The sequence below is a fragment of the Pseudoxanthomonas kalamensis DSM 18571 genome (assembly GCF_010211745.1).
Taxonomy (GTDB): Bacteria; Pseudomonadota; Gammaproteobacteria; order Xanthomonadales; family Xanthomonadaceae; genus Pseudoxanthomonas_A; species Pseudoxanthomonas_A kalamensis.
The window spans coordinates 295815-316107 of the sequence record NZ_PDWQ01000004.1 but is presented as its reverse complement, the minus strand read 5'-3'; the positions used below and the strand labels follow the sequence as shown (position 1 = coordinate 316107).

General features: G+C 65.5%; 17 protein-coding genes. 10 read left to right on the top strand and 7 right to left on the bottom strand.

The window, feature by feature from the left end; genetic code table 11:
- The first annotated feature begins 40 nt into the window (after nucleotides 1–40).
- The 3 genes from panC to pgi all read left to right on the top strand — a co-directional run bounded on the left by panC (nucleotide 41) and on the right by pgi (nucleotide 2845).
- Nucleotides 41–883 (top strand): pantoate--beta-alanine ligase, encoded by an 843-nt coding sequence (gene panC / locus CSC70_RS10110; RefSeq protein WP_162456511.1) that lies wholly within the window; start codon nucleotides 41–43, stop codon nucleotides 881–883.
- A 76-nt stretch (nucleotides 884–959) separates the two neighbouring features.
- A complete protein-coding gene (gene panD, locus CSC70_RS10105; RefSeq protein WP_162456510.1) occupies nucleotides 960–1340 on the top strand; it encodes an aspartate 1-decarboxylase in 381 nt (126 codons plus the stop codon).
- Complete coding sequence (gene pgi, locus CSC70_RS10100; protein ID WP_162456509.1) at nucleotides 1337–2845, top strand: glucose-6-phosphate isomerase; 1509 nt, start codon at nucleotides 1337–1339, stop codon at nucleotides 2843–2845. The genes panD and pgi overlap by 4 nt, the downstream gene beginning before the upstream one ends.
- 5 nt (nucleotides 2846–2850) lie before the next feature.
- On the opposite strand, the gene queG is transcribed toward pgi, so the two are convergent.
- Nucleotides 2851–3936, bottom strand: a complete 1086-nt coding sequence (gene queG, locus CSC70_RS10095) for a tRNA epoxyqueuosine(34) reductase QueG (protein WP_162456508.1) — start codon at nucleotides 3934–3936, stop codon at nucleotides 2851–2853.
- 23 nt (nucleotides 3937–3959) lie between these two features.
- On the opposite strand from queG, the gene CSC70_RS10090 reads away from it, so the two are divergent.
- From CSC70_RS10090 to CSC70_RS14810, 7 genes are all read left to right on the top strand, one after another.
- Complete coding sequence (locus CSC70_RS10090) at nucleotides 3960–5432, top strand: NAD(P)H-hydrate dehydratase (protein ID WP_162456587.1); 1473 nt, start codon at nucleotides 3960–3962, stop codon at nucleotides 5430–5432.
- A 58-nt stretch (nucleotides 5433–5490) separates the two neighbouring features.
- Nucleotides 5491–5973, top strand: coding sequence for a tRNA (adenosine(37)-N6)-threonylcarbamoyltransferase complex ATPase subunit type 1 TsaE (gene tsaE / locus CSC70_RS10085; RefSeq protein ID WP_162456507.1), 483 nt, complete (start codon nucleotides 5491–5493; stop codon nucleotides 5971–5973).
- Between the two features lie 75 nt (nucleotides 5974–6048).
- Nucleotides 6049–7557 carry an N-acetylmuramoyl-L-alanine amidase gene (locus tag CSC70_RS10080; protein WP_162456506.1) on the top strand — a complete coding sequence of 503 codons (1509 nt, stop codon included), beginning with the start codon at nucleotides 6049–6051 and terminating at the stop codon, nucleotides 7555–7557.
- Between the two features lie 49 nt (nucleotides 7558–7606).
- The gene (gene mutL / locus CSC70_RS10075; RefSeq protein ID WP_162456586.1) at nucleotides 7607–9409 is read left to right on the top strand and encodes a DNA mismatch repair endonuclease MutL; all 1803 of its coding nucleotides are present in this window, start codon (nucleotides 7607–7609) and stop codon (nucleotides 9407–9409) included.
- Nucleotides 9410–10357 carry a DUF1684 domain-containing protein gene (locus CSC70_RS10070; protein ID WP_425501557.1) on the top strand — a complete coding sequence of 316 codons (948 nt, stop codon included), beginning with the start codon at nucleotides 9410–9412 and terminating at the stop codon, nucleotides 10355–10357.
- A gap of 27 nt (nucleotides 10358–10384) precedes the next feature.
- Nucleotides 10385–10993: a TraB/GumN family protein gene (locus CSC70_RS14815; RefSeq protein WP_162456505.1), complete on the top strand. Its 609-nt coding sequence runs from the start codon at nucleotides 10385–10387 to the stop codon at nucleotides 10991–10993.
- Entirely contained in the window at nucleotides 10969–11322 is a 354-nt protein-coding gene (locus tag CSC70_RS14810) for a TraB/GumN family protein (RefSeq protein WP_162456584.1), read from the top strand. Before CSC70_RS14815 ends, CSC70_RS14810 begins: the two co-directional genes overlap by 25 nt.
- A 15-nt stretch (nucleotides 11323–11337) precedes the next feature.
- Here CSC70_RS14810 and rnfB read toward each other — a convergent pair whose 3' ends face one another.
- The 6 genes from rnfB to CSC70_RS14805 form a co-directional block, all read right to left on the bottom strand.
- Nucleotides 11338–11781 carry an Rnf electron transport complex subunit RnfB gene (gene rnfB, locus CSC70_RS10055; protein WP_246189385.1) on the bottom strand — a complete coding sequence of 148 codons (444 nt, stop codon included), beginning with the start codon at nucleotides 11779–11781 and terminating at the stop codon, nucleotides 11338–11340.
- On the bottom strand, nucleotides 11778–12368 hold the full coding sequence (locus tag CSC70_RS10050; protein WP_162456504.1) for an HAD-IB family phosphatase: 591 nt from the start codon (nucleotides 12366–12368) through the stop codon (nucleotides 11778–11780). The genes rnfB and CSC70_RS10050 overlap by 4 nt, the downstream gene beginning before the upstream one ends.
- Before the next feature lie 61 nt (nucleotides 12369–12429).
- Nucleotides 12430–14496, bottom strand: a complete 2067-nt coding sequence (metG, locus tag CSC70_RS10045; protein ID WP_162456503.1) for a methionine--tRNA ligase — start codon at nucleotides 14494–14496, stop codon at nucleotides 12430–12432.
- Nucleotides 14497–14597: 101 nt separating this feature from the next.
- Entirely contained in the window at nucleotides 14598–15035 is a 438-nt protein-coding gene (locus CSC70_RS10040) for a DUF2147 domain-containing protein (RefSeq protein WP_162456502.1), read from the bottom strand.
- A gap of 112 nt (nucleotides 15036–15147) precedes the next feature.
- Nucleotides 15148–17202: an alpha/beta hydrolase family protein gene (locus CSC70_RS10035; RefSeq protein ID WP_246189384.1), complete on the bottom strand. Its 2055-nt coding sequence runs from the start codon at nucleotides 17200–17202 to the stop codon at nucleotides 15148–15150.
- A 96-nt stretch (nucleotides 17203–17298) separates the two neighbouring features.
- Nucleotides 17299–20064, bottom strand: coding sequence for a TonB-dependent receptor plug domain-containing protein (locus CSC70_RS14805; RefSeq protein ID WP_281349604.1), 2766 nt, complete (start codon nucleotides 20062–20064; stop codon nucleotides 17299–17301).
- Nucleotides 20065–20293 lie beyond the last annotated feature (229 nt).

Genomic DNA, 20293 nt, shown 5'->3' with positions numbered 1-20293 from the left:
AGCCACGGCGGCGCGCCGCCGCGTACCGGAACCGGGAACCATGATCGAAACCATCACCGAGCTGGATCAGCTGCGCGCCCGCGTCTGCGAATGGAAGCGGCAGGGGTTGCGGGTGGGCTTCGTGCCGACCATGGGCAACCTGCATGCCGGGCACTATTCGCTGGTGATGCTGGCGCGACAGTACGCCGACCGGGTGGTGTCCAGCGTGTTCGTCAACCCGACCCAGTTCGGTCCCAACGAGGACTACACCCGCTACCCGCGCACGCCGGAGGCCGACATGAGCGGGCTGGAAGGCGCTGGTTGCGACGTGCTGTGGCTGCCGACGGTGGAATCGATGTATCCGTTCGGCATCGAGCTGGCGGCCAACGTGCACGTGCCGGGTGTCAGTGGCGTGCTCGAAGGCGAGCATCGCCCCGGCCATTTCGATGGCGTCTGTACCGTGGTCAGCCGGCTGTTCAACCAGGTGCAGCCGGACGTGGCTGCCTTCGGCAAGAAGGACTACCAGCAGTTGGCGGTGATCCGGCAGATGGTGACCGACCTGGCGTTTCCGATCGAGATTCTGGCCGGCAGCATCGTGCGCGAGGCCGATGGTCTGGCGATGAGTTCGCGCAACCAGTATCTGGATGCGGATCAGCGTCCGCGTGCGGCCGAGATCCGCCGCACCTTGCAGGACATGATCGATGGCATGCGGGCGGGCAAGTCGCGTACCGAGGTCGAAGCCGCAGCCGCGCAGCGGCTGGCCGCAGCCGGATTCGTTGTCGATTACGCGGCGGTGCGACGGCACGACCTCGGTGAACCGGGCGCGGACGATGCCGGTGCGAAGGTCGCGCTGATCGCCGCCCGACTGGGGCGGACCCGGCTGATCGACAACCTGGAGTTCTGAACCTGCCCGTGCGCGAGAAGAAAGCTTGCGTCGTTGGCTTGCTAGAATCCGGGTTCCCCCGAGCGAATCCGCCGCCATGCATCTGAATCTGCTCAAAGCCAAGATCCACCGCGCCACGGTGACCCATTCGGAACTGAACTACGAAGGTTCGGTCGCCATCGATGGTCTGCTGCTGGATGCCACCGGCATCCGCGAGTTCGAGCAGGTGCATGTCTGGGATATCAGCAACGGCAGCCGCTTCACCACCTACGCGATCCGCGCCGACGAGGGTAGCGGCATCATTTCGCTGAACGGTGGCGCTGCCCGCCACGTGCAGGTCGGCGACCTGGTCATCATCGCCGCCTTCGCCAGCATGGACGAAGCCGAGGTCGCGCAGTTCAAGCCGAAACTGGTCTACGTCGACGGCGACAACCGCATCACCCATACCAACGACAGCATTCCGAAACAGGCCGCATGAGCGCATTCGATATGCTGCAAACGCATGCCGCCCGGTTGCGGGGCAGCCGTACCGCCGAGCTGGTCGCCACCGATCCGGCGCGGGTCGCCGATTTCTCGCTGCGGGTGGGGCCGCTGTACGCCAACTTCGCGCGCCAAGGCTATGATCGCGCCGCCTTTGCCACACTGGTCGCACTGGGCGAGGACAGGGGGCTATCGGCCGCGTTCCGGCGCTTGTTCGATGGCGAGACGGTCAACGTCACCGAAGGCCGCGCCGCACTGCACACCGCATTGCGCGGCAACCTGTCGCAGGCCACGGCGGCGCGCGAAGCCTTCGCCACCGCCTGCGAAGTACGTCGGCGCATGGGTGCATTGGTTGCGGAACTGGAAGCCGGCCCGATCACCGACATCGTCAGCGTCGGCATCGGCGGTTCCGACCTGGGGCCGCGGCTGGTCGCCGACGCCTTGCGCGACGCAGTGCCTGGGCAGTTGCGCGTGCACTTCGTTTCCAACGTCGACGGTGCGGCCATGCAGCGCGCGCTGGCGGAGCTCGACCCGGCGCGGACCGCAGGCATCCTGATCTCCAAGACCTTCGGCACTCAGGAAACCCTGCTTAACGGCGCGATCCTGCGCGACTGGCTGGGCGGAAGCGAGCAGTTGTACGCGGTCAGCGCCAATCCGCAGCGCGCCGAGACGGCTTTCGCGATCGCCGCCGAACGCGTGCTGCCGATGTGGGACTGGGTTGGCGGCCGCTATTCGCTGTGGTCGGCGGTCGGTTTCCCGATCGCGCTGGCGATCGGCTTCGAACGCTTCGAGGCGCTGCTGGCCGGTGCGGCCGAGTTCGACGCGCATGTGTTGCAGGCACCGTTGGCGACCAACCTGGCCGTGCGCCACGCGCTGACCGCAGTGTGGAACCGCAACCTGCTCGGCCATGCCGCGCACGGGGTGATGACCTACGACCAGCGCCTGGCGCTGCTGCCGGCCTACCTGCAGCAGTTGGTGATGGAAAGCCTGGGCAAGTCGGTGAAGCTCGACGGCTCGCCGGTCGATGGCGACACCGTGCCGGTGTGGTGGGGTGGCGCCGGCACCGACGTGCAGCACAGTTTCTTCCAGGCCTTGCACCAGGGCACCCAAGTGGTGCCGCTGGATTTCGTCGGCACCTTGCGCAACGACGATCCGTATGCGGAAAACCATCTGGCCCTGCTGTCCAACCTGCTGGCGCAGAGCGAGGCGCTGGCCAACGGGCAGGGCAGCGACGACCCGCATCGCCGCTATCCCGGCGGCCGTCCCGGCACCATGATCCTGCTCGACGCGCTGACCCCGCAGTCGCTCGGCGCGCTGATCGCCATGTACGAGCACAGCGTCTACGCGCAGTCGGTGATCTGGGGCATCAACGCCTTCGACCAGTTCGGCGTCGAACTCGGCAAGCAACTGGCCAACGGCCTGCTGCCGGCCCTGCGCGGCGAATCGGAAGCCTCCGATCCGGTGACGCAGGCGCTGCTGGCGGAGATCAGGTCACGCGGCTGACGCGCTCAGCCGCTGGCGTGGCGTGTCAGCGCCCAAGCGACATGTTCGCGGACCAGCGCTGAAGGGTCGTCGCGACGTGAGGCCAATGCGGTCAGTACTTCCGGCGTGGTCGGTGCATTGCCCAGGGCGACGGCGATATTGCGCAGCCAGCGCTCATGACCGCTGCGGCGGATCGCCGAACCTTCGGTGCAGCTGAGGAAGTCGTCTTCGCTCCAGGCGAACAGTTCGGCCAGGGTGGCGGTGTCCAGCCGGTTGCGTGTGCGGAAATCGGTTTCGTCGGTGCGCTTGGCGAACTTGTTCCAGGGGCAGACCAGCTGGCAGTCGTCGCAGCCGAAGATGCGGTTGCCGACGGCCGGGCGCAGCTCCTCGGGAATGGCGCCTTCGTGCTCGATGGTCAGGTAGGCAATGCAGCGGCGCGCATCCAGCCGGTACGGGGCGACGATGGCTTGGGTGGGGCAGATGTCGATGCAGCGCGTACAACTGCCGCAGTGCGTGCTGGCCGGTGGATCGACCGGCAGCGGCAGGTCCAGGTAGATTTCGCCGAGGAAGAACCACGAACCGCCATCCTTGTCGATCAGGCAGGTGTGCTTGCCGATCCAGCCCAGCCCGGCATTGCGCGCCAGCGCGCGTTCCAGCACCGGCGCCGAATCGACGAATACGCGAAAGCCGAACGGCCCGATCTCGGTGGCGATGCGTTCGGCCAGTTTCTGCAGGCGGTTGCGCATCAGCTTGTGGTAGTCGCGGCCCAGCGCATACCGCGCCACGTAGGCACGCTCGCCGTCGGCCAGCGTACGCCAGGCCTCCGCGTCGTCGTCCTGACCGTAGTCCAGTCCGACCGAAACCACCCGCAAAGTGCCTGGGACCAGTTCCCGCGGCCGTGAGCGCTTGTCGCCATGCGCCCGCATCCACTGCATGTCGCCGTACAGGCCCTGCGCCAGCCAGTTATGCAGATGGGTTTCGTCCTCGCCGAGTTCGACGCCGGAAATGCCGCAGCGCTGGAAGCCGGAGGCATGGGCCAGCTCACGGATGCGTGCGGCAACGCCGGCCGGATCCGGCAGCTCGGGACGGGGCGGGGCGAGGGGCGAAGGCATGGATGAAGTATAGAATCCGCTGCATGCACGGCATCGTTCCCCTGTACGACACCGCCGCCGCGCGCCGGCTGGATGCGCAAGCTACGGCCTTGCTTGGCGGCGATGGTTACGCGCTGATGCAGCGCGCCGGGCAGGCGGGCTGGCAGCAGTTGCTGCAGCGATGGCCGCAGGCGCAACGGATCGTGGTGGTGTGCGGGCCGGGCAACAACGGCGGCGACGGTTACGTACTGGCGAAACTGGCCTTGCAATCGCGGCGGCAGGTGCGCGTGCTGCACCTGGCCGCGCATGCGCCACGCACGCCATTGGCCCAGCGCGCCTGCACCGAGTATCTGGCGGCAGGCGGTCGCGTCGATCTGTTTCCCGAGGCGGGCCTGGAAGCGGATGTCATCGTCGATGCGCTGTTCGGCATCGGCCTGTCGCGTGCGCCGGAGGTTGATGCGGCGTCGCTGATCGAGGTCATCAACACGCAAGCAGCGCCGGTATTCGCGCTCGATGTGCCGACCGGGGTGGATGCCGACGCCGGCATCGCGCCGGGCGCGGCGGTGACGGCGGCGGTGACGCTGCAGTTCATCGTCCGCCATCGCGGCCTGCATACCGGCGATGCACTGGAGCGGACCGGCGAACTGCTGCTGGACGATCTGCAGGTGCCGGATGCTGCCCATGCCGGCATCGAGGCGACGGCCGGGTTGCTGCAGGCGGGCGCGCTGTCGGCCTGGCTGCCGCCGCGTCGTCGCAACACGCACAAGGGCGAATCCGGGCGCGTGCTGTGCATCGGTGGCGACCACGGTCATGGCGGCGCGATCCTGCTGTGCGCCGAGGCGGCCCTGCGCTGCGGCACCGGCTTGTTGACCGTGGCGACCCGCGAGCGCCACGTGCCGGCGTTGCTGGCGCGGCGGCCGGAAGCGATGGCGGTGGCGGTGGAATCGGGCGCGGAGGCGATCCCGTTGCTGGCCGCGGCGGATGTCGTCGCCGTCGGCCCCGGGCTGGGCATGGGCGAGTGGGGGCGGGCGATGCTGGGTCTCGCGCTGGAAGCGGGCAAGCCGCTGGTGCTCGATGCCGATGCGCTGAACCTGCTGGCCGAAGCGCCGCAGCCGCTGGACGGCGCGATCCTGACCCCGCATCCGGGCGAAGCCGCGCGCCTGCTCGGCACGGCCGTACATGACGTACAGTGCGACCGCTTCGCCGCTGCGCAGGCGATTGCCGAACGCCATCGCGCGGTGACGGTACTGAAAGGCGCCGGAACGATCGTCGCCGCGCCCGCGGAAATTCCCCGCGTGGTCGGCGCCGGCAACCCGGGCATGGCGGTCGGCGGCATGGGCGATCTGCTGACCGGCGCGATTGCCGCCCTGCGCGGGCAGGGCCTGTCGGCGTTCGATGCGGCATCCGCCGGTGCGCTGCTGCACTCGCTGGCCGGCGATGCTGCCGCGGTCGATGGCCAGCGCGGTCTGCTGCCTTCGGACCTGCTGCCGCAGCTGCGACGCCTGGCCAATCCCTGAGGTATCGCGCGAACCGGCAGTGGGCGCGGACATGCCTGCGCTTGCCTAGAATGTGCAGATGCGATGCTTCCTTCCCGATACGGCGGCGACCGAAACACTTGGCAGTGCGCTGGGCTTGACCAGGCCGGAAACGGCCGTGATCCATCTGCAGGGCGATCTCGGCGCCGGGAAATCGACGCTGGCGCGCGCGCTGTTGCGCAGGCTGGGCGTGCAGGGCGCGATCCGCAGCCCGACCTACACCCTGGTCGAGCGCTATCCGCTGGAAGACGGCGAGGCTTGGCATCTGGACCTGTACCGCATCGCCGAGGCCGCCGAGCTGGATTTCCTTGGCCTAGACGAGGGCGAAGCCCGCCTGTGGCTGGTCGAATGGCCCGAGCGTGGCGGCAATGCCCTGCCGGCAGCCGACCTGCGGCTGGAACTGGCGGTGGAGGGGCAGGGGCGCTCAGCCCGGCTGCTGGCGACCTCGCCGACCGGCGAGGCCTGGCTGCAACGGCTGCCCGGGCGCAGCGAGTTGCGGGAAATCCTTTCCGGTCAAGACTAGGAAGTTATCCCAGGTCACGGATTATTAAGGGAAAAGCCCTTGCATTCCGGCCCCGTTTGATGCTTGAATTCGCGCATGCGCATGGGGAATGTCCGAATTCGAGCCTGGTTGGCCGGCAGTTTGCTGGCCTTGGGCGCTGCTGCCCCGGCGTTTTCCGGTGAAATCCGCGATGTCCGCCTGAGCCAGGGCGCAACCGGGACCCGGGTCGAAATCGAGCTGGTCGGCCGCGGCGAGTTCAAGACCCTGTCGCTGTCCGGTCCGGACCGTCTGGTCGTCGATCTGGGCGAATCCAGCATGCAGCGCGGGCTGCAGTTGCCGGCGGGTACCGGTGTGGTCAAGGCGGTCCGCAGCGGCCAGCCGGTGCCGGGCACGCTGCGGCTGGTGTTCGACCTGGCGGCGCCGGTGGCGGCGTTGCAGCCACGTGTCGAGGCGTCTTCCGGCGGTTCGCGGCTGGTGATCGAATGGCCGGGCGACGGTCCGGTACCGGCGGTCGCGACGACATCCGCGCCCGTTCAGGCATCTACGCCGTCCCCGCAGCAGATCCTGACCCAGAGCGCGCCATCGTCCGTCCAGGTCGCGGCGACGCAGAACCCGGGCATCTCGCCGCAGTCCATCCTCGACGGCCAGGCGACTGCCTACCAGGTGCCTGCAACGACCTCGGCCGCTGTCGGGGCCTCTCTCGCACCGGCCACGGCGGGGGCTTCCGCTATTCTGGCGACCGTTCCGCCATCGCCGCCGGGGGCTACCGCTCCCGCTCCGGCGACGACCGCACCTGCGGCGGCGGCACCGAAGCCGGCCGCGCCGCTCAAGAGCAGGCCGTTGATCATCGCGATCGACGCTGGCCACGGCGGCCAGGATTCCGGTGCGGTCGGACCCAGCGGCAAGTACGAGAAGCACGTGGTACTGGCGATCGCGCGCGAACTGGCGCGTCAGGTCGACGCCACCCCCGGCATGAAGGCCTATCTGGTCCGCGATGGCGACTACTTCATCCCGCTGCCGAACCGGGCCAAGAAGGCGCGCGCCGCCAATGCCGACCTGTTCGTGTCGATCCATGCCGATGCCGCCGAGAACCGCAGCGCCAAGGGTTCGTCGGTGTACGTGCTGTCCTTGCGCGGAGCGTCCTCGCAGCGCGCGCGCTGGCTGGCCGACAAGGAAAACGCCTCCGATCTGGTCGGCGGGGTGAAGTTGCAGCAGGTCGGCAATACCCTGTCCTCGGTGCTGATCGATCTGGCCCAGAGCGGGCACATGCGCGCGTCGGAAGATGCCGCCAATCAGGTGCTGTCGGGCCTGAAGCGGGTCGGCAACAACCACAAGCCGCAGATCGAACGCGCCAACTTCGCCGTGCTGCGGACCTCGGACATGCCGGCGATGCTGGTGGAGACCGCCTTCATCTCCAATCCGGACGAAGAGAAGCGGCTGACCGATCCGGCGTTCCAGCGTAAGCTGGCCGGCGCGGTGCTGGACGGCGTACAGACCTATTTCACCCGCCAGCCGCCGCCGGGCACGCTGTTCGCCGCGCGCGCACAGGCGGCCGAGGCGGTGCGGGAATCGACGGCGGTCGCCGCGGGCGCGGGTTCTCCCTGAGGCGAACGGGGCTCGGGTATCATCCGGACTGGTGTTTTCCGTGTCCGCCGTGCCGATCCGACCGCTTCCCGAACTGCTGATCAACCAGATCGCCGCCGGCGAAGTGGTCGAGCGCCCGGCCTCCGTGGTCAAGGAACTGGTCGAGAACGCGCTTGATGCCGGCGCCACCCGGATCGACATCGATCTGGAAGAGGGCGGCGTGCGCCTGATCCGCATCCGCGACGATGGCGGCGGCATCGCGGCCGACGAACTGCCGCTGGCGGTATCGCGCCATGCCACCAGCAAGATCGCCTCGCTGGACGACCTGGAAGCGGTGGCCACCCTGGGCTTCCGTGGCGAAGCCCTGCCGTCGATCGCCTCGGTCAGCCGCTTCTCGCTGGCTTCGCGCCGTGCCGACGACGCGCACGGCGCGGTACTGAACATCGATGGCGGCAAGCTCGGCGAGGTGATGCCGAAGGCGCAATCGCCCGGTACCACGGTGGAAGTGCGCGAGCTGTTCTACAACGTCCCGGCGCGGCGCAAGTTCCTGCGCGCCGAACGCACCGAGCTGGGCCACATCGAGGAATGGCTGCGTTCGCTGGCGCTGGCGCGGCCCGACATCGAACTGCGCGTCACCCACAACGGCAAGCCGACCCGCCGCTACCGCGCGGACGCTGCCGAATCGCCGGCGCGGCTGCTGGAGACCCTGGGTGAGGACTTCGCCCGCCAGAGCCTGCGGGTCGAACATGCCGGCGCGGGGCTGCGCCTGCACGGCTGGATCGGCCTGCCCAGCTACTCGCGCGCCAGCGCCGACCAGCAGTACCTCTACGTCAATGGCCGCAGCGTGCGCGACCGCAGCATCGCCCATGCGGTGAAGATGGCCTACCAGGACGTGCTGTTCCATGGCCGCCAGCCGGCCTATGTGCTGTTCCTGGAGATCGATCCGACCCGGGTCGACGTCAATGTCCATCCAGCCAAGCACGAAGTGCGTTTCCGCGACGCGCGGCTGGTGCATGATTTCGTCTATCGCAGCCTGCACGAGGCCCTGGCCGAAACCCGCGCGGGCGCGGCGGCTTCGATGCCGCCGCCGGGTTCGGATCCCTCTTACTCCGCCATGCCTGCCGCAGCTGGCCATGCCGCGCCGCCATCCGGCTGGATGCCCACCCGGCAGTCGCCATTGGGTCTTGCCGTGGCCGAAGCGCCTGCCGCCTATGCCACGCTGTACGCCGCGCCGCCGGCGCAGGATTCCGGCTATCCGCAGGCGATGCCGGATGCCGATGCGGGCGGAGTTCCGCCGCTCGGCTACGCCATCGCCCAGCTGCACGGCATCTACATCCTGGCCGAGAACGCCGAAGGCCTGGTCGTGGTCGACATGCATGCCGCGCACGAGCGGATCGGTTACGAAAAGCTCAAGGGCGCGCATGACGCGGCTGGCCTGACGTCGCAGCCGCTGCTGGTGCCGATCAGCCTGGCCGTGGCCGAGCGCGAAGCCGACGTCGCCGAGCGCGAACAGGCCACGCTGCAGGCGCTGGGTTTCGAAGTGATCCGCAGCGGTCCGCAGTCGCTCAGCGTGCGCAGCGTGCCCGCATTGCTGGCGCATGCCGAGCCGGCGGCGCTGCTGCGCGACGTGCTGGCCGATTTGCGTGAGCACGGTGAAAGCCGCCGCGTGGCTGCCGCGCGCGACGAATTGCTGGCCACCATGGCCTGCCACGGGGCGGTGCGCGCCAACCGGCGCCTGACCGTTCCGGAGATGAATGCGCTGTTGCGCGACATGGAAGCCACCGAACGTTCCGGCCAGTGCAATCATGGCCGGCCGACGTGGGCGCGCTTCTCACTGGCCGAAATCGATCGCTGGTTCCTGCGGGGGCGTTGAATGATGGGAAACGACAAGTGGAAGATGGGGATACTTGCCGCGCTGCTGCTTCTGGCTGCATGCGGGCGCGGCGGCGACAAGGCGCCGGCGGCGGATACGCCGGTTGCCGATCCCGAATTTCTCGCCGACAACGCCATCTGGCGTGCGGAGCGCAAGGAAAGGCTGCTGCAGCCGGATGGCTGGACCAGCCTGGTCGGCCTGCACTGGCTGGAACTGAAGGCGCACTACATTGGCAGCGGCCCCGGCAGCGGCATTCGTCTGGCCGTGGGCCCGGACAAGCTGGGCATGGTGCAGCAACAGAACGGGAAGGTGTACTTCACTCCCGAGCGTGGCCTGCCGTTGTCGCTCAACGGCGAGCCGCTGAAGGGCAAGGTGGAGTTGAAGAGCGACATGGATGCCGCGCCGGATACGGTCGGGTTCGACGACGGCAAGGGTCAGCTGACCGTCATTCGTCGTGGCGACCGCTTCGCGCTGCGGGTCAAGCATGCCGACGCGGACAGCCGCCTGCATTTCACCGGGCTCGAGTACTGGCCGGCCGATGCGTCCTGGAAAATCCTGGCCAAATACATTCCCAACCCGGCAGGCAAGACCATTCCGATCGTCGACATCATCGGCATCACCACCGACACCCCGAATCCGGGCGCGGTCGAGTTCGAGCGCGACGGTCACAGCTACCGGCTGGAGGCGCTGGGCGATCCGGATGACGAACTGTTCTTCATCGTCGCCGACCGCACCAGCGGCCACGGCAGTTATCCGGCCGGGCGCTACCTGTACACGCCGGGGCCGGATGCCGCCGGGTACGTCAGTCTCGATTTCAATCGCGCCTACAGTCCGCCCTGTGCGTTCACCCCGTTCGCGACCTGCCCGCTGCCGCCACCGGAAAACCGGCTGGACCTGGCCATCACCGCCGGCGAGAAGGCCTACGTTCCGCCCAAGCCGGTGCATTGACCTTCAACCCCGATAAGGAGTGTCACCATGTCGAAACGGAATCATTATCGGTCGCTGCTCGCGGCCTGCCTGCTGTTCGGCTGCGCTTTCGGCAGCCAGGCCGAAAACGCACCGGCGTCGGCTGCCGCCGATGCCAAACCCCTGCTGTGGAAGGTCTCCGATGCGGACAATGCGGTCTATCTGCTCGGATCGTTCCACCTGCTCAAACCGAGCGACTATCCGTTGCCCGCCGAAGTCGACGCGGCGTTCGACGATGCCGAATCACTGGTGTTCGAACTGGGGCCGGAGGCGCTGGCCGCGCCGGACATCGGGCAGAAGTTCCTGGCGGCCGGCATGTTCGACGATGGCTCGACCCTGAAGCAGGTGCTGTCGGAGGAGACCTACGCCAAGCTCGACCAGATGATGAAAATGGGCGGTGGCGCGGCGGCGGTGGACACGCAGGAGCCCTGGTTCCTGACCTTGGGCATGGTGATGGGTTTCGCCCAGGCCAACGGCTTTCGTCCGGAACTGGGGCTGGACCAGCACCTGATGCAGCGTGCCGCCGAAGCGGACAAGCCGGCGGCCGGGCTGGAGACCTTCGACGAGCAGCTGCAGATACTGGCTCGACACCGATATCCGAGCAGGTCAGCGGCCTGAAGGAGCTTCTCGATGATCCGCAGAAATCCCTGGGCCAGCTGTTCGAACTTCATGAGCAGTGGCGGCAGGGCGATGTCGAGGGGCTTAATGGCAACATGCTGCAGGAGACCATCGACAAGACGCCGGAGACCTACCGCCTGATCAACGTCCAGCGCAATCAGGCCTGGCTGCCCAAATTGCAGCAGCGACTGGACGAAGGTGGTCATGACGCGGACGTGCTGGTCGTGGTCGGCGCCCTGCACCTGCTGGGGCCGGACGGGCTGGTCGAGCAGTTGCGCGACCAGGGTTACCAGGTCGAACGGGTCTGCGCGGCTTGCGCGGCGGATTGAATCGGATCGGCTGAATCAGTCCGCGGTTGCAGGTTCCATCACGATGCAGTCCACCGGGCATGCGGGCAGGCACAGCTCGCAGCCGGTGCATAGCGGCTCCAGCACCACATGCATCAGCTTGGCGGCGCCGACGATGGCATCGACCGGACAGGCCTGGATGCACTTGGTGCAGCCGATGCAGTCGGCTTCGATGACGAGCGCGACCCGCGGCGGCAGGTGTTCGCCGCGGCTGTGATCGTAGGGCAGCGCCGGCACGTCCAGCAGGCGCGCCAGCGCGCGCGCGCCGGCATCGCCGCCGGGCGGGCAATGATCGACGCCGGCCTCGCCGTTCGCCATCGCCTCGGCGTAGGGCCGGCAGCCGGCATAGCCGCACTGGCCGCATTGGGTCTGCGGCAGCAGGCGGTCGAGGCGTTCGATCAGATCGGATTCGGCAGGCGTGGTCATGGACGGTGTGTTCATGCGATGCGCTTGCCCGCATACCAGCGCTCGTGGGCCAGTTCCAGCATCGCCAAGTCTTCGTGGCTGTCGCCGTAGGCGTGGATGCGATCGTAGCGACTCAGATCGTAGCGCGCACGGATTTCGTCGGCCTTGTGGCGGCCGATGTCGCGTCCGGCGTAGCGCCCGGTCAGCTTGCCGGAACGTGCTTCGAGCCGGTTGCATATCAGATTCAGACTGTGCTGTTCGCACCAGGGGTGCAGATACAGGTCGAGCGAAGCGGAAACCACTGCCACTTCATGACCTTGCGTCTGGTGCCAGGCGAGTCGTTGCATCGGCTCGGGGCGCAACATGCCGGGAATTGCGTCGTTCGCGTAGGCCAGGCCATGCGCGCAGACCTCGTCCGCGTCGTGATCCGAGAAAACGATACGGGTGACGCGTGCCCGCAATCGTTGCGCCGATATCAATCCCGCCCGGTAGCCCAGCAACCACGGGCCGATGCTCCACCGCGCCCGTGCCAGTTGCGTCGGCGACGCCACCCGGCGCAGGAATCGCGCATAGCTGTCGCGGTCGGTCAAGGTATGGTCGAAGTCGAACAACGCGAGTTGCATGCAGTGTGTTCTCGCGGCGGCCGCCGAAACCGCCGCTTGCGGGCGATGACGTCCCGTTCGCCTAGCGGACCGGCATGCCTGGCTGCGCACTGTCGTCGGCATCGAGCAGGGCCAGCGTGCCGCCGTCGAAGCCGGCCGACAGGATCATCCCCTCGCTGAGGCCGAAGCGCATCTTGCGCGGGGCCAGGTTGGCGATGAACACCACCTTGCGGCCGACCAGCCTGTCCGGCTCGGCATAGCTGGCGCGGATCCCGGAAAAGATCTGCCGCGTGCCCAGTTCGCCAACGTCCAGTTCGAAACGCAGCAGCTTGTCCGAGCCTTCGACGAACTCGCAGGCCATCACCTTGCCGATGCGCAGGTCGAGCTTGGCGAAATCGTCGATGCCGACATGGGTCGGCGAGGTATCTGCGGGAGCTTCCACCGGGGTGTCCTTCTGCGTTTTCGCTGCAGGAACGGTTGCCGTTGCAGCGGGAGCCAAGGTGTCGCGTGATTGCTCGGTCATCGCATCGATCCGCTTCGGGTCCAGGCGGGTGAACAGCGGCAGGTACGGCTGGACGGCATGGTCGAGCAGCGGTGCATCGACATCGCTCCAGCGTGCCAGCGGCGCGGCCAGGAAGGTTTCCACGCCTTCGGCCAACCGCGGCAGGATCGGGCGCAGCGCGCAGGCCAGCACCCGGAACAGATTCAGCCCCTGGCTGCACACCGCCTGCAGTTCGGCATCGCTGCCGTCCTGCTTGGCGATCACCCAGGGCTTGCGCTCGTCGATGTACTTGTTGGCTTCGTCAGCCAGGGCCATGGTCTGGCGGATCGCGCTGGCTGGCTCGTTGTGCAGGTAGGCGTCGCGGATCGGCGCCAGCGCGGCAGCGAAGCGCGCGTACTGCTGCGGGTCGGGCAAAGTCGCCGCCAGCTTGCCGTCGAAGCGCTTGCCGATGAAGCCGGCGCAGCGGCTGGCCAGGTTGACCAGCTTGCCGACCAGATCGCTGTTGACCCGGGCAACGAAGTCGGACAGGTTCAGGTCCAGGTCGTCGACGCCACCGGAAGACTTGGCCGCGTAGTAGTAGCGCAGCGCTTCCGGCTCCAGGCCCACGTCCAGGTAAGTGCGGGCCATGATGAAGGTGCCGCGCGACTTCGACATCCTGGCGCCGCCCACGGTCAGGTAGCCGTTGACGTGCAGGCGGTCCGGCACGTGGATGCCGGCGCCGTGCAGCACCGCCGGCCAGAACAGGCCGTGGAAGTTGACGATGTCCTTGCCGATGAAGTGGTGCAGTTCGGTATCCGCATCGGCGGCCAGCCAGGCGTCGAAATCGTCGCCAGTCTGCGCGCACAGGTTGCGGAAGCTGGACAGGTAGCCGATCGGCGCATCCAGCCAGACGTAGAAGTACTTGCCGGGCTGGCCGGGAATCTGGAAGCCGAAATACGGCGCGTCGCGGGAAATGTCCCAGGCGCGCAGGCCGCCTTCGGCATCCAGCCACTCCATCAGCTTGGCCTTCACACCCGGCACGGCCACGTCGCCGGCCAGCCACTCGCGCAGGAAGGCATCGAAGCGGCCGACCTCGAAAAAGAAATGTTCCGACTCGCGCAGTTCTGGGGTGGCGCCGGACACGACCGACTTCGGCTCCTTCAGCTCGGTTGGTGCATAGGTGGCGCCGCAGACCTCGCAGTTGTCGCCGTACTGGTCCGGGCTGCCGCAGTTCGGGCAGATGCCCTTGATGTAGCGATCGGGCAGGAACATGCTCTTGGCCGGGTCGTAGAACTGGGCCACGCTGCGGCGCGCGATGTGGCCGCCGGCGTCCAGCCGTGCATAGATCGATTCGGTCAGTTCGCGGTTGGCAGCGGAATGGGTCGAGTCGTAGTGATCGAAGGCCACGCCGAAGGCGGCAAAGTCGCGCTCGTGCCCAGCCTGGATGCCGGCGATGAAGGCCTCCGGGGTGACCCCGGCCTTCTCGGCCGCCAGCATGATCGGGGTGCCGTGGGTGTCGTCGGCGCAGACGAACCGCACGGTGTCACCGCCCATGCGCCGTGCCCGCACCCAGATGTCGGCCTGGATGTAGCCGACCAGATGGCCCAGGTGCAGCGGGCCGTTGGCGTAGGGCAGGGCGCTGGAAACGAGAATCTTGCGGGCGGACATGGTCGGCGGCGGTTCGGGGATCGGCAATTATCGCATGCCGGAAAAGCCGCGACCCGGCAGAGGCCGGGTCGCGGGATGCATCGGGTCGTGTCGGACCGGACCTATTGGCGCAGCCAGGTCTGCGATTTGCAGATGAAGGCGATGCAGCCGGAAACCTTCAGTTTCTGGCCGCCGTCGATCAGCTCCATCTTCGACTTGTAGACCTTGCCTTCGTCGGGTTTCAGGATGGTGCCGCCGCTGAAACGTGTGGCGTTGTCCTTCTTCATCCCGCGGATGATTTCCATCCCGGTGATCGGCTTGTCCTTGCGGTCGTCCTTGCACTTGTCGCAGGTCGGGTTGGGTTTGCTGGGCCTCAGCAACTCGACGATGCGGCCGCTATAGCTGCCATTGGCGGCACGCGTGATCTCGACGATCGACTTGGCCTGCCCGGTCTCGTCGTCGATGGTCTTCCAGCGGCCTTCGGCATCGGCCGCCAGGGCCGGCAGCGCGGCGGCGAAAAGCGGCAAGGCCAAGGCCGCAGCCAGAAATGTGTTGCGCATGTTCCCCTCCGAGGGATTGGACAGTCACCGGCTGCCGTCAGTGCGGCAACCGGCGGCTATCTCACCATTCCCCTGCGTATGTCGCAAGCGGCGGTGCAGCAGGACAGCGGCTTCAGTTGGCGGAGGCCGGCACGCCGACATCCACCTTGCCGCCGATGTGCTTATCGAAGAACGACAGCATCTTGGTGTAGAGGTTGAGGTTGTTCTCTTCCTTGTAGAAGCCGTGTTCCTCGCCCGACTGGATGATGACCCCCTCTGGCGGATTGCCGGCCGAGGTCAGTGCCTTGGCCATGGCCTCGGTGTTTTCCGGTGGGCAGCGTTGATCGCGAGCGCCTGCGGCCAGGTAGACCGGAAGCTTGATCTGGCTTGCATGGTTGACCGGGGACATGGCATCTCGCTCTGCACGGGTACTGCCAAGCGCGCGCAGCAGATAACGCATTCCGCTTTCGCTCTTGCTGGTGTCGCTCTTGGTCATCTGCACCTGCGCGTCATACGCGCCGACATAGCCAAACGCACAGGCGAACAGGTCCGGATTGCGTGCCGGGGCCATCATCGAGGCATAACCGCCGAAGCTGCCGCCGTAGATGCAGACCCGTTTGCCGTCGGCATAGCCCTGATCGATGACGAAGCGTGTGCCGTCGATGATGTCGTTCATGATGCCCTCGGCCCATTGCCCGTAGGCCATGTCCCGAAACGCCTTGCCGAAGCCGCCAGAGCCGCGGTAGTTGATCTGCAGGGTCGCGTAGCCGCGGCTGGCGAACATCTGCGCTTCATTGTCGAAGCCCCAGTTGTCGCGTGGGCCCATCGGGCCGCCGTGAACGTTGACGATCATCGGAAGGTTTTTGCCATCGCTGCCCTTGGGCAGAGTCAAGTAGGCGTGCAGGGTCATTCCGTCGCGCGTCCTGAACGAGAGGGGCTTCATGTCGCTCATCTGTTTGGGGTCGATCCAGGGCCGGCTCTTCATCAGGAAGCGCGCGCGGTTGGTTCCGCGGTCGAACATGTACAACTCGCCGGGATTGGTGTCGCTGCGAACGCTGACGATGATCTTCTGCCCGTCGAGGGTGGCGCTGGAGAAATCGACGAACTGGCCCGGGAAAGACATCGCCAATGATTGATACAGCACCGCGTCCGGATGCGCTTCGTCGATCATCGTGACCTTGGGCGCGCCGGCTTCGGTAACCACGCCGATGATGGCCTCGGAATTGTCCGCCGCCTCGATCATGTCCGAGATCTCTGATACATCATCATGGAACAGCTCGGTGAAGCTGCCATCGGTTGGGTTAAGCAGGCCGAATGCTGCTGGGCCCTTGCCATCGCTTTGGGTGGCGTAGATCTTGCCGTTGGCAGCACTGCGCTCGATGTCGAGGAACTTTCCGTCGGCCTTCGATGCGCTGATCAGGCTCCACTTGCCATCCGCGCCGCGTTGGTAAACCTCGTTACTGGCGTCATAGCCATTGGTCTCGTCTTTGTCATCGTAACAGGCGGCGTACAACGGCTGCTTGTCAGGGCCAAGGGCAAGCGAGCAGTTTTCCCTCGGCGCACGACCCAATGACTTGCGGCGTCCACTCAGGGTGTCGACCATGACCACTTCGGTGCCCGCGCCCGTGCTGGAGCGCGGATAACGCACCAGCATGACGACGTTGGTATCGTCGTCGCGCAAAGTATCCAGCATGGAAAATGCCTCGTTACCTACGGACTTGCTGCGTTGAGTCGCGTTCTGGGTGCCGTATTCGATCAGCGTGCGCGGCTGCGAGCCGTCGGCATTGACCGCGAACCATTCGCCGGTTGCGCGCGGACGCTCGTATGAACCTATCTTGATGACGGCGTTGAACATCAGCCTGTCCGGGCTGGTCCAGTAGAACGCACCGACGCTTTTCTTGTCGGGCAGGACGTTGATCTTGACCGGGCTGAGGTCCTTGGTGCGCAGGATGGTCAGAACATCCTGATCGCCCTGGTCCACGCTGATGGCCAGATATTCGCCGTTGGGGGAAATCCTGGCCGTGCTGTAGACGGGGTGCTTGACGAAATCGGAGATGGATGTCGTCGCGTTCGCCGAATCGACAATGCCGGCCATCATTGAGGTGGCGGCCAAGGACAGTGTGGCCAATTTATGGAGAGCATTCATTCCGTTTGCCTCGCTGAAAACAATGGAGTCCAGTGTCTGCATGGCTGCCGTCTATGCAAGGCAAGCATGCGGCAAAAAAGAGCCCGGACAGAGTCCGGGCTCCAAGGCTAGCAAAATCGTTGATGCAAGTGTCTTGAATCAGAAGCTGTATCGGAAATCCGCATAGATCTGTCGGCCGACAGGGCTGTAGGCGCGCCAGAAGTACGGGTACGAGTTGTAGGTATCGTCTGCCGGATGCAACTTGTCGAAGATGTTGGTCACCGCAAAGCCCAACGTGGCATTGTTGGTGATCTTCTTCTGCAGTTCCAGATTCCATAAGAAATATGGAGCAATGCGGCCGGTCTCGGCCCAGTTGGGCAGTGAGCCAAAGCGGGTGCCATAGACCGTAGTACTCCAATCGTCGATTTCCCAGTTCACGCGCATGTTGGCGCGACTGCGGAAGTTGAAGTACTGCAGGTGATCGCGGGTATTGACGATGTCGCTGCCCGGAAATTCCTGCTCTTCCAGCTTCAACACGTGGGTATAGCCGATCTCGAAGCGGAACGCGCCGATGCGATCGGTATCCATCCGGTATTTCCAATTGGCGTCGATGCCTTCGGTGCGCTGCATGGACTGGTTGTATGGCACGGACAGATACTCGTCGACCTTGCCATCGCCCAGATCGGAATAGTCACGCGAAACCAGACTGGTGTAATACTCGCAGGCGGCCGAGTTGGAATCCACCGGGTTGCCGGCGGTATCGGTGCCCAGCAGACAGTTCGCCTCGTTGCGGAACAGGAAGTCGGTACTGATATCCGAGACGGCGCCTTCCAGTTTGATCTTGTAGTAGTCGACAGTCACCGACATGTTGTCGGTGACGTCGAAGACGAGGCCGGCGGTAAACGATGTGCCTTCCTCTTCCTCGAGTTCGGTGCTGCCCTTGCGGGTGCCGAAGACCTGATAGACATAGTCTGAACCCGAGCAGTCGGAAGACTGCGGGTCGATGCCATCCACGCGGCACAGATACTGGTCGCGGATACTGGTATAGAAGCCGGAGTTGCCGGCGTACACGTAGTGCATGTCCGGCGCACGGAAGCTGGTTGCGTAGCTGCCGCGCAGCAGCAGCTTGTCGAACGGGCGCCATTCCAAGCCAGCCGACCAGGTAAAGGCTCCATCAACGTTGGTGACATCGTCATACTGATCGAAGCGACCAGCCAAGCTTGCTTTCAGCGAGTTGAAGATCGGGATGCTGAACTCGAGGCCCAAGGCATAGCGGTCGCGCTCGCCGCCGCCGTTGGTGCTGGTGAGATTGTAGATGGAGTCCTCGCCTTCGTAATCGACCATGGTACGAGGATCGGGATCCAGAGTGTATTCCTGGTGCGCGGCTTCCAGGACCAGGGCCGCGCCTAGCGGGCCAGCCGGAAGGTCGAACAGGTCGCCACTGAGGGTGAATGCACCGCTCATGTTCTCCGATTCGCCGGTGCTCTTCACCGTGGTGATCAGCGATTGGTAAGTCTCGGGCGTCAGCGGGCTGAACAGGCGGTCGACATCGACATTGTAGGCCGGATAACTGCCCGCATAGCCCAGCAGGTCGCCCATGAAGTAGTCGTTGATCTTGTTGGCCAGGAAGCGCGGGCGCTGGGATTCGAAATCAAACTTCGAATAGGACACGCTGGCGTCCCAGTCGAAGCGATCGCTGAACATGGTGCCTCGCAGGCCGCCGACCAGGTTGTAGGCAGTTTCATCGTAGGTGGTAGCTTGCGGGCCGCCGACCTCTTCCGGGGTGAAGATACGCTGCGCCTGGACATAGCCGAGGGTCGGATCGTACACCCAGCCCGGGGTCTGCCAGAACTGGGTGGAACTGTAGCCCTTGTTGCTGGAGTTGGTGACCAGGAACTGTCCATAGGCTTGCATGCCGTTGTCGAAGTCGTAGGCGCCGCTCAGGTAGCCGGACTTCTTGTTGAAGGCATTCTGGATGGACTGGGTGGCTGGGTAGCCGAAGTAGCCACAGCGGTTGGGGGTATCGTTGGACACGGAAGCCGATGAATTGTAGGGCTCGAAGTCCGGAGAAGTTGCCGCGCAGGAGTAGAGCAGATTATCGACGGAAGTCGAGATGCTGCCGTCCTGACCCTGCCAGACGTAGCCCGGACCATTTTGGTACAGGTATACGCCACTGACTGCAGTGGCGTAATTCGGATCATCTTTGAAATCCGGGTTGTCGTAATAGGAGTCCATGAAATCGCGCTGCGACGCCAGGATTTCCTCGCGGTCGAGGTACTCGAAGCCGTAGGTCAGGCTCCAGTTGTCGGAAGTCCTGCCGCCGGTCCACTGGAACAGCAGGGTATCGCCGCCGCCACGGGAGGTGATGCCGCCGCGCAGACGGATAGTGTCGCCTTCGTAATTGCTCTTGGTGATGATGTTGATCACGCCGGCCACGGCGTCAGAACCGTAAATGGCCGAGGCGCCGCCAGTCAGCACTTCGATGCGCTCCACTGCAGCGGCGGGGATGCTGCTCAGGCTGACCGCATTGGACTGGCTGTTGTAGGGGACCGGGTAGTCCGCCATGCGCTTGCCGTTGATCAGGATCAGCGTATAGCCTGGGCCCAAGCTGCGCAGGTTGATGAATTGCGCATTCGGGGTGAAGCCGCTCTGGGTCAACTCGTTCTGCACGCTGCCGGTGAACTGGCTGAGGGTGTTCAGCGCTTCGTATACGGTGGAGAAGCCTTCCTTCTCGATATCGTCCGCGGTCAGGACGACAACCGGGGCCGGGCCTTCGATTTCGGTACGCTTGATACGCGAGCCGGTCACTTCGACCTTGTCGAGGGTTTGGGTCGTCTGCGAGGTCGTGGTGGTTTCGGTTTCAGCCTGTTCGGTCTCCTGCGCGAAGGCTGGAGTACCTGCGGAAACCACCATGGCCGCCAGCATGGCGGAGCAGAGTCGGTTGCGCTTCATGGTGGTACGGAGCGGATTGCGTGCTTGCATGGCTTCAGGGTCCTGAGCTTGTGTGATGGGTGGTTGTCAGGGGTGTTCGACCTTTCCCTTGGTCGGTACTTGGCAAGTCCGATGCCGCCGTACACGTTAATGAATGATTCCTATACGAGTAGTCGAAGGGTAGCATAGCGTTAACGATAAATACACAATCGGGTTCGTGTAT